Here is an 8,929-nt window from a genome sequence, read left to right as displayed (position 1 = left end):
GCGGCTGGTTATGGTGCGAAACCTTAGGCTATTGGTTGGGAACTTGGGAGGGTACTATTGACCGAGAAACGGCAATCTGGGCCAGATTTTATGACTCGGAAGGCAATTTAATCCCCTTGCCAGAAGAAGCAGCACAGGAGCAAGCGGCCGCAGCACAGGAGCAAGCGGCCGCAGCACAGGAGCAAGCGGCCGCAGCACAGGAGCAAGCGGCCGCAGCACAGGAGCAATTAAATGCTACTCAGCAAGCTCTGGAAGCGGAAAGACAGCGTTCTCAACGGCTGGCGGCTCGTTTGCGAGAAATGGGGATAGACTTGTAGTACAAGTGTAACGAATGTTCGGGGTGGGGAGATGGGGAAATGACCTGATGGGGAGCTTTTTGCCTGACTGACGGGCAGATTTTCAACACAATCAGTGGTCGTGCCAAATTAATTTCCTCAACCTTGAGGAGAAATTCTGTCAACTTCGATCAAAAGCCGCGTAAATTCTGTATTTTCTCTGAAAGTCTTATACATAGCTTTTAAAATTGTGATCGTAGCGGTAGGCTAATTCAGATCAATTAAACTTCTTCCTCACTCCCGACTTTGTTAGTACCATGAAACCTAACTCTGGCCTTAAACGGTTATTATCCCTGATATCTGCCGTTTCTTGTAGTTCCCTCTTGATTTTATCCCCTCTAGCCCAGAGAGCGCAAGCAGACGATATTACGGATGCCCTAGAAGCGGTAATTGAATATACGGCTCAATTACACCAGATCAATTTTAAGTATTTGTTAAGCGATGGCCCGATAACCACTCCCTGCGGCGTAATTTCCCTAGCGGCTTTCTGCACTGTAGATAATACAGTCTATGTCAATCTCAAGCAAGTTACTGGTATTAGCGATAATCCTTTATTTCCCCTTTACGCCGTCGCTCACGAGGCCGCTCACGCTGTTCAGTGGAATCGGGGTATTGGTGGCATCGATGAAGGTGGGATGAGCATCGGCATTGAATTACAGGCCGATTGTCTAGCGGGAGATACCCTTTCTTGGTTATTTACCGAAGCTAGAGGTTTATCCAAACAGGATTATATACTAGCGGGAAAACTTCTAGGGGAAGCCGCTTCGGAAGTGGGCGATTTTGAAGTTCCTAATCGCTCCCACGGGACACCACAACAGCGAGGTGATTCGGTCTTGCAAGGATTCTACGGGGAAAATCATGAAGCTTGTATGCGTTAGCTAACACTCAAGGCTATATTTCCCCTAGAATGCCTAAAAAAGCCTAAAAAACTACTGTAACCCTAACCAAGATAACAGACCTTGGCCAGTTAGATACTCGATCAACAGGGTGATCACAAAACCAATCATAGCAGCCCTACCGTTGAGGCGCTCGGCATAGTCATTAAAGCCAAATTTGGGATCTTCTAATTTGGGGGTTTGAGTCGGTTGTGGTTCAGTCATGATCTTTACAGTCCGTTTACATTTCTTTACTATTCTAGCGGAGTTAGAAGTTAGGTTGTAACTAATTTCTAACTCCTCTCTATTTGCCCTAATCTCGACCGTTAAGAGCGATTAAAAGGCGCAGAATAAAGATAAATAGGTTGATATAGGTCAAATACATCGATAAAGCAGCACTAAGATACTGTTCATCTCTGTAGGTACGGGGCAAGATGTAAAAGTCCACCACTGCCGAACCAGCAAACAAGAAAACCCCGATGCCAGAAATGGCGATTTCTAACCAGGTGGGAGTAGCGCCACCAAAGATAGAGAAAATTAGCTGACCAATGAGAACAATAAAGAGAGCGAGAATACCGATGCTAACGGTTTGAGTCAGGGCTAAACCATCTTTTTCCGACAGATTCGAGCCGATATTGCGTCCCAAGACAAAAGCGATGCCGCAACCGAGGGCAGCAATTGCCACTCCTCGCAAACCAACACCGGAAGTACCTAAGGCCACATAGACGATTCCACTGAGAGTATAGCCAGAAAGAAGACTATAGAGAGTCAGCAGGGGCAGAGCAGTGCCTGTATTGCCTCTTTCCGCAGTATTACGGGCGACAAAAAATAAAATAATCTCGGCAATCAGAGCGACAAAGAAAGTCGGGAAGAAAATCTGGGGATAGGATTGGATCACACCTAAACCGCCATAGGTTCCCACCGCAGTCAAAATTAGACCGCCACCGAGATAGGGCAGGGCCTTGGGGATAACATTGGGGCCGATAAGTGCTTGGCTTTTAGCCTCGCGTAAAGCTTGGCGAAAATTACTGGTATTACTCATGGTGACTAGGTTCGAGATACTTGTCTCAATCAATCTTGTTAAACAGAAACTATTCTTGATTAGTTCGTCAAGAATGGCAAATCGGAGGGAAGAAAAAAAGGTAAATTTTTCCCCCGGCATCGATTCCCTCTTGATTGTAACGAAAAGACTAGGGATCGAGCTAAGTAGGTAGGTGTTAAAAATTGTCAGATACCCCCCTTATCAAGGCGGGATCGGCACCCCCCTTATCAAGGGGGGATTAAGGGGGGATCGAACCGAAAATCCATTTTCACCCCCCTTGACCGCTCAAGTTACCTTAAACAGAAGCCCAATTCAAGGCGATTATGTCCCATAAACTGGATATTTCCTGTTTTTATTAATTACAATCTTCAGAGTATCCCCTGACCTAAAGCCAAACCTGTCACCAACATTCCTAACACTAGAAAAGGCTGGGCGCTGGCTTGATATTTGACATCATTTTTGAGCGGATCCCGCAAAAAATACATATCTTGGAAAGTGATCTGAGGGATAATTAATAACAGTAAAATAGCGGCATAAAGATTCTGATGAATACTAATCAGATAGCCCGCAATTCCTGCTTGAAAAACATCGATCATAATCACACAAATCCAAGCTGCGGTGGTAATTCCAAACATAACTGGCAAGGATTTTAAGCCTAATTTTTCGTCACCTTCCACACTTTTAAAGTCGTTGACCACAGCAATGCCTAAACCCGCCAGACTATAGATGAGGGTTAGGATCATAATTGTCCAATTTAACTGACCAAAAAGGGCGTGACCTGCCCACCAAGGTAAGGCTATATAACTAGCACCGAGGGCATAATTTCCTAGCCAACCATTTTGTTTTAATTTTAAAGGCGGCGCTGAATAAATATAGGCAATAAAAGAACCAAATAGGGTTAAACAGAGCATGATCGGGAAATCATGACCGGCCCAGCGATCGAGAAGATAGGCTATTCCTAACCCACCCGCTAATAAAACCAAAATCTGGCCGACTACTTGCGGAATAGAAATTGCCCCCGAAGGAATCGGGCGATAGGGTTCATTAATTGCATCGATTTCTCGATCGTAAAAATCATTTAAAGTTTGGGTATAACCGGTCATCAATGGACCGGAAAGTAACATACAGGTGGCCGCTTTTAAGACATCTTCTAAAGACCAAGTATAATTCCCCGATGAAGCAGCCCCACAGACAACCCCCCAAATTAGGGGAATCCAAGTGATCGGCTTCATCAATTGTAAGCGGATTTTCCAGAGGGAAGTTTCTGCCGATGAAGCCCCTTTCATCCCCAATAATTGGCGAGTTTTTGCGCCTCGATTATCCTTGTTTTCTATCTCGGTGTTCGACATAATCCCTTAAAAAGAAATAATTAAGTAACCGTCTTGGAATTTGGCCCCTTTTACCGCTCGTCCGGTTAGAGGCGGTGGTACATCAATATTACGCCGTTGATCCCCGGCTTCGATGGTTAATTCTGGACCCGATTGCGTCAGTTTTACCTGTTTTTTCTCGAATCCGGGTAAATAAACCTTGACCTGACCGGCTGCCGTATCGATTATTAACGGTTTGGGCGGCTGCACCGTGAGAAAATTGGGTAACTCGGCGATTAATTCCTGCCAATCTTCTCCTTGACGGTCGGGTAAAATCGCAGCCGGCAGCGGGGCAAAATCCTCCGTAGCACTCTGACAGCGATTAAAAATCACTCCCCCCACATTTAAACCGATTTGCTGCGCCCCACCCCAAAGATATTTGGCATCTGCGATCGCAAGTGGATCATCATTGGTGACTAGATAGGCTAAAACTCGCCGAGGATCGGCTAAAGCGGAGCGCCCCTCGTCTAAAATGTTATTATCGCCCTTCTGACCTAAACCGTCGGGATTAAAGGAGAAATTCAGCACGGCAGCGGCAATCGGTTGGAAAAAGGGGGAAAGGGTGCGACCGATCTCTGAATCGCTGAAAACCTGCCGAAAACGCCGTGAATACCAGCTACCCACCTCGGGAATCCCCAACATTCGCAGACTGTTGATATCTCCGCTGCCGTCGTAGATGATGACATCGTAATTTCCGCTTTTATCCTGTTCCCGCAGGAAATTTAAAGCTAGAGCTTGATCCATTCCGGGTAAAATGCCCAACTCTTGACCATAAACATTTTTCAAGGTGGGAGAACGCAAATACTGCTTTTCCAGTTCCTTGACTTCTTCCCAACTTTTTTCTAGTAACTGTGTACTACTAAGCTGCACAACCGAGAGATTAGGGGCAATTTCCGTAATAGAGGAGCTAGGGGAGGCCTTGAGGAGTAATCCCCAAGCGGGACCAGAATCTTGCCCGATCAAGAGAACTTTTGACCCCAGACCAGCCATTTTCTTTGCCGAAGCGATCGCTATTGTACTGCGACCGCTGCCCCCCTTGCCCAAAAAGGTCAAAATTAAGGACATAATTAATTCCTAAGCGTTGTATTTAGATGAGTTTGAGTTCATCCTCAAAAAACCAAGTAGCGGTCTTATCATCGAACTGGACAACAGCACCAACACCGCTGCCATCGGTCATCTTAAAATTTTTGATGACACCCACTTTACCCAATTTACCCGCTACATCCGAGTTAACGCGGTCTCTTAAGCGACAGACCTTGACTTTTTGCCCGATTTCCATTACTTCCACAGTTTTAATAAGACGATAATTCAATAAACCAATCCTAAGTTTAATATAAATTCGTGTCAGATAAACCCCCCAATGATCTTCGGTCATTGGTCTTTCTAAGATCATCTGCACTCAGCGATCATATATACTAAGACATTGAACAAAATCAACTTCTTGCTTAGGATAGGCAAAAGACAAAAGGCAAAAGGCAATAGGCAAGAGGTAAGAGGTAGTTAGATAAGTAGCTGGTTATAATTGAATTAAAAATGGATTTTAGGTTCGATCCCCCCTGCCCCCCTTGATAAGGGTGGTGCCGATAGGCGGGGGGATCTACCCTTAATAAGGGGGGCATCTGAAAGTTTTCAATACCTACCTATGTGCGATTAATTGTGTCTAACTACTCAAAAAAGGAGTTTTATTTGGTTTCTGGGGCAGGATTTTGCAGATTTTCCAGTTGTTCTCTTTGCTTGCGTTTAAACTCCTCAGCCGCTTCGTTGATATTATTGAGGGTATCTTCCTGAAATTCCGATCCGTCCCGGCTACGGCGAAAATTACTATTATGAATCAAGTCTAAAGGATTAAAACCACCGAGATCATCCCTGCCATCGGAACTACGTTCATTTTTTTGATAGTCCGGTTGACTGGGGTTCAAGCTTTGAGCTAACACTTGCGGACTAAAATCAGCGCCGACTAATAAAATAGTAGCTAGGAATAAAGACGATTTGATTAACATTTTTTGAGTATTCATAATCTGACTAACTCCTCAGAAAATTAAGTGGGTAGGTGTTAAAAGTTGTCAGCCCCCCCCTTATCAAGGGGGGCGGGGGGGATCAGAGGCAAAATCTATCTTCAATTTAATTATAACTACTTACTTGTCTAGTTTTTGGTGGTGAGAAAGTTGTAGGCTTTTCAGTGAACAGTAAACTGATAACTGGTAACTGATAACTGATAACTGATTTAAGCAAAACGACGACGAAGTAAGGGCTGAATTGCTAAAAGGATTAGCAGATCAAAAGCTAAGAGCAAGGCTAAAACTGTCAAGAAATTGAGGTCAAGCCAAGGGGTTTGTAAGACTATGCTATCAAAAGACCAGTGCTGATTGAAATAAATATAACGGATCGGTTCGATCGCATAGGTGAGAGGGTTGAGACTAGCGATTACTTTTAACCAATCTGCCATAAAGTTTAAGGGTGCGAGGGCGGTACTGGCAAATAAAAGCGGTAAATTGGTGACGAAAATGACGGCGATTAATTCGATATGTCCGGGGAGAGCAAAGGTTAAACTGAGACTTAAGGCAGTCATCCCCAAAACGATTAGGAACACAATCAAAGCGATCGCACCTAATCCGGCTAAACTAGGCCACCCGGCCCCTAAAAAGGCACTAGCGGCCACGATCGAGGCGGTTTGGATGAAACTGAGGGCGATAATATAGATGGTAGAAGCGGCCACGATCGAGTAACGAGTGGTTAAAGGTGCTACCAAAAGACGGTTAAGAAAGCCAAATTCTCGATCGAACATTACTGGCAAACCGGCATTTAAGGCCCCAGAAAAAGCGGTAAAGACAATCACCCCGGGGGCGAGAAATTTAGCATAACTGAGATCGTTGCCGAATAGACCCTGGGGGGCATTATAAAACAATGCCCCGAATAAAATCAGCCACATAAATGGCTGAATTACCCCCGCGATTAGGGTTGAAGGACGACGTTGTAATTGGATGAACAGACGTTTAGTCATGGCCAGAGTTTCTTGCAGAAATTCCCCTAGTACATTTCCCCCATCGTCCACCGTTGCTGCTCTAGTGGGATTGGGGGCTAAACTAGCTTTTAAGGAAGAAGGTGTGATGGTTTGGCTCATGAAATATTTACCTCAAAAGGGAAGGGTTTAGGTAGAGATTTTGGGATTGTCACTCTCAATCCCCAGCAAGCTAACAGTTTTATTTTAAAGTGAACAGAAGGATATAGCAGTTATCTTTATTTTGAGGCGATAAGTCTCTGGTTTTAGGGAAAACCAGAACTCATGTATCAGTTAAGCGTACTTGCATTAGGGAACGCACCCGACAAAATTGCGATCACAATACCAGCTAATGATGCATCCCACCCATTGGATTGCGATCACCAAACCAAGCCATTAACCAAGTTTGCATCTGCCGAATTTCCCGGTGCTGGCTAGTGGCAATGTTCTCAGCAAAGGGCTGGACAGCCTGATGCTTCACCAGATTATGATTCAGGAGCATTTGCGACATCATCACGGCTCCCATATGATGTTTAATCATATCTTGTAAAAAAGTTTGCTCTAGGGCATCGCCCTGAAGTTGACTCAGATCGCGCATCATGGGAACGTAGGAGACGCTAATATTCCTTCCGGGATACCACTCATTGAGCCAGTTTTTCATCTGAGCAATTTCAGCAGTTTGCACTTGAATGATATTTTCAGCAAACTGCCTCATCTCAGGACGACTAGTGCGTTCCAGAATAACCTGGGCGGTATCGATTGCCTCCTGATGGTGGGGAATCATTTGGGCAAGATAGTTAAACTCGCTACTGACCTGCATATGATGCATCCCACCCATGCCGTTGGGAGAAAATTGAGCAGAGGCGGAATCTGGAGAATTTCCAGATGGACGTGTCAGAAGTAAAGTTGAGGTTGCAGCCAACCCAAGAGCGGCAACCGCCCCCAGCACAATAATGGCTTTATTTTTCATGGGAGAAACCATTTACAAACCTCACTATACTATAGCACCTGCCCAAAAGTAACCGGAACTATCTTGACCAAGAAATTGGCAGTCTAACGGCTGAACTCACCCGCCGTCGTTAACTTCCGATAAGGCTCAGACGGTAACTGATGAGCCTTTCTTTGTCAACTCTTGAGGTTGATGCGTTTCATTTTTGAATTGGCGTATTGTTCTTCAGGTAGAATCTGAAAATAGCGTTCCCAGGTAGAACCTGGGAACGAGGTAGGAGGCGCGGGTTTCCTCTCTCTTTTTTTGGGGGGTTTTGATAGTTAACGTCAGTTCGGGATAAGGGTGGAAAGAAAAGGCGGGGGCTAGTAAGCTGAAAAATATATAAACTCAGCACCCCCAACCCATCTATGTCTAGTCTAGAAGCTCTTTTCTGTCATGTCGACGACGGATGCCGTGTATTTGAACCTAAATTAGAACAGACAAGGCTTTGGTCCGATAATAAAGCTCGTAAACGTGGCAAAATCTTGACTTTAAGCGAAATTATGACCATCCTGATCGCTTTCCATCAAAACCACTACCGTAATTTTAAACATTTCTACCTCGATCATGTTTGTGTCTACTGGCGACAAGAGTTCCCTCAACTGCCTAGCTATCAACGTTTTATCGAATGGATACCCTCGACTCTCATCCCCTTATGCGTTTACTTGAAGCATTGTTTTGGTCGTTGCACGGGGATTAGCTTTGTCGATGCCACCAAAATTCAGGTCTGCCATAATCGCCGCATCAGTAGTCATCGGGTGTTTGACAATTTAGCCGCACGGGGAAAAACCTCTGTGGACTGGTTTTTTGGCTTTAAACTGCATTTACTGGTGAACGAGGAAGGAGAATTGCTCAATAGAATTCTCTCCATTTGCTAAAATGATAGCCATGTATATAGAAAAAGTTCCTAACCGTAATTCCCCCCCCGCTGTTCTTCGACCAGAGTCCTACCGAGAAGGAGATCAAGTCAAAAAAAGAACCCTTGCCAATCTCTCAAAATTACCCGATGATATTATCGACAATCTGAAACTGGCTCTTAAAGGAGCAACACTGTCCATGACTAGACCTCTTGCATAAGTCGAGACAAAATAAGATAAAATAGTCCAAGAGTTAAGATTGAAAGATGACTTACGAACAAGTAAAAACTTTAAAGCCAACAGAGTTCAAACGCTTGTGTGGCCTGTATCCAGATACATTTAAGGATATGGTAACAGTCCTAAAGGCAGAAAAAGTTTGGCAAAAAAAGACAGGTAGACCTAGCAAATTGAGTACGGAAGACCAACTACTAATAACATTAGAATATTGGCGAGAATATCGCACCTAT

General features: G+C 44.6%; 10 protein-coding genes and 3 pseudogenes. 5 read left to right on the top strand and 8 right to left on the bottom strand.

What is annotated here, in order from left to right:
* Both O9290_RS06845 and O9290_RS06840 read left to right on the top strand, forming a co-directional pair.
* Positions 1 to 317 (top strand): annotated as a pseudogene (locus tag O9290_RS06845) (Uma2 family endonuclease); the annotation flags it as partial.
* 275 nt (positions 318 to 592) lie between these two features.
* Positions 593 to 1,213, top strand: coding sequence for a hypothetical protein (locus O9290_RS06840; RefSeq protein WP_004266757.1), 621 nt, complete (start codon positions 593 to 595; stop codon positions 1,211 to 1,213).
* 51 nt (positions 1,214 to 1,264) lie between these two features.
* Here O9290_RS06840 and O9290_RS06835 read toward each other — a convergent pair whose 3' ends face one another.
* The 8 genes from O9290_RS06835 to O9290_RS06800 all read right to left on the bottom strand — a co-directional run bounded on the left by O9290_RS06835 (position 1,265) and on the right by O9290_RS06800 (position 7,599).
* A complete protein-coding gene (locus O9290_RS06835) occupies positions 1,265 to 1,435 on the bottom strand; it encodes a CAB/ELIP/HLIP family chlorophyll-binding protein (protein ID WP_002742489.1) in 171 nt (56 codons plus the stop codon).
* Positions 1,436 to 1,523: 88 nt separating this feature from the next.
* Positions 1,524 to 2,252, bottom strand: a complete 729-nt coding sequence (locus O9290_RS06830; protein WP_043999493.1) for a Bax inhibitor-1/YccA family protein — start codon at positions 2,250 to 2,252, stop codon at positions 1,524 to 1,526.
* A gap of 368 nt (positions 2,253 to 2,620) precedes the next feature.
* A complete protein-coding gene (chlG, locus tag O9290_RS06825; RefSeq protein ID WP_004266754.1) occupies positions 2,621 to 3,601 on the bottom strand; it encodes a chlorophyll synthase ChlG in 981 nt (326 codons plus the stop codon).
* A 6-nt stretch (positions 3,602 to 3,607) separates the two neighbouring features.
* Positions 3,608 to 4,684, bottom strand: coding sequence for a Get3/ArsA fold putative tail anchor-mediating ATPase NosAFP (locus O9290_RS06820; RefSeq protein ID WP_288056379.1), 1,077 nt, complete (start codon positions 4,682 to 4,684; stop codon positions 3,608 to 3,610).
* 22 nt (positions 4,685 to 4,706) lie between these two features.
* Positions 4,707 to 4,898 carry a cytochrome b6f subunit PetP gene (gene petP, locus O9290_RS06815; protein ID WP_002742483.1) on the bottom strand — a complete coding sequence of 64 codons (192 nt, stop codon included), beginning with the start codon at positions 4,896 to 4,898 and terminating at the stop codon, positions 4,707 to 4,709.
* Between the two features lie 403 nt (positions 4,899 to 5,301).
* Positions 5,302 to 5,634, bottom strand: coding sequence for a hypothetical protein (locus tag O9290_RS06810; protein WP_004266750.1), 333 nt, complete (start codon positions 5,632 to 5,634; stop codon positions 5,302 to 5,304).
* 209 nt (positions 5,635 to 5,843) lie between these two features.
* On the bottom strand, positions 5,844 to 6,740 hold the full coding sequence (locus O9290_RS06805) for an ABC transporter permease (RefSeq protein ID WP_004266749.1): 897 nt from the start codon (positions 6,738 to 6,740) through the stop codon (positions 5,844 to 5,846).
* A gap of 226 nt (positions 6,741 to 6,966) precedes the next feature.
* Positions 6,967 to 7,599: a DUF305 domain-containing protein gene (locus O9290_RS06800; protein ID WP_004159682.1), complete on the bottom strand. Its 633-nt coding sequence runs from the start codon at positions 7,597 to 7,599 to the stop codon at positions 6,967 to 6,969.
* Between the two features lie 374 nt (positions 7,600 to 7,973).
* On the opposite strand from O9290_RS06800, the pseudogene O9290_RS06795 reads away from it, so the two are divergent.
* From O9290_RS06795 to O9290_RS06785, 3 genes and pseudogenes are all read left to right on the top strand, one after another.
* Positions 7,974 to 8,462: pseudogene (locus O9290_RS06795) on the top strand (transposase); the annotation flags it as partial.
* Between the two features lie 31 nt (positions 8,463 to 8,493).
* A pseudogene (locus tag O9290_RS06790) lies at positions 8,494 to 8,667 on the top strand (IS1634 family transposase N-terminal domain-related protein); the annotation flags it as partial.
* Between the two features lie 61 nt (positions 8,668 to 8,728).
* The coding region (locus tag O9290_RS06785) for a transposase family protein (RefSeq protein WP_288055124.1) at positions 8,729 to 8,929 on the top strand (201 nt) is incomplete at its 3' end.

The sequence above is a fragment of the Microcystis sp. LE19-41.2A genome, from assembly GCF_027530405.1.
Classification (GTDB): Bacteria; Cyanobacteriota; Cyanobacteriia; order Cyanobacteriales; family Microcystaceae; genus Microcystis; species Microcystis aeruginosa.
Note: the sequence above shows the minus strand (reverse complement) of the source record. Positions and strands in the feature narration are given on the sequence as shown.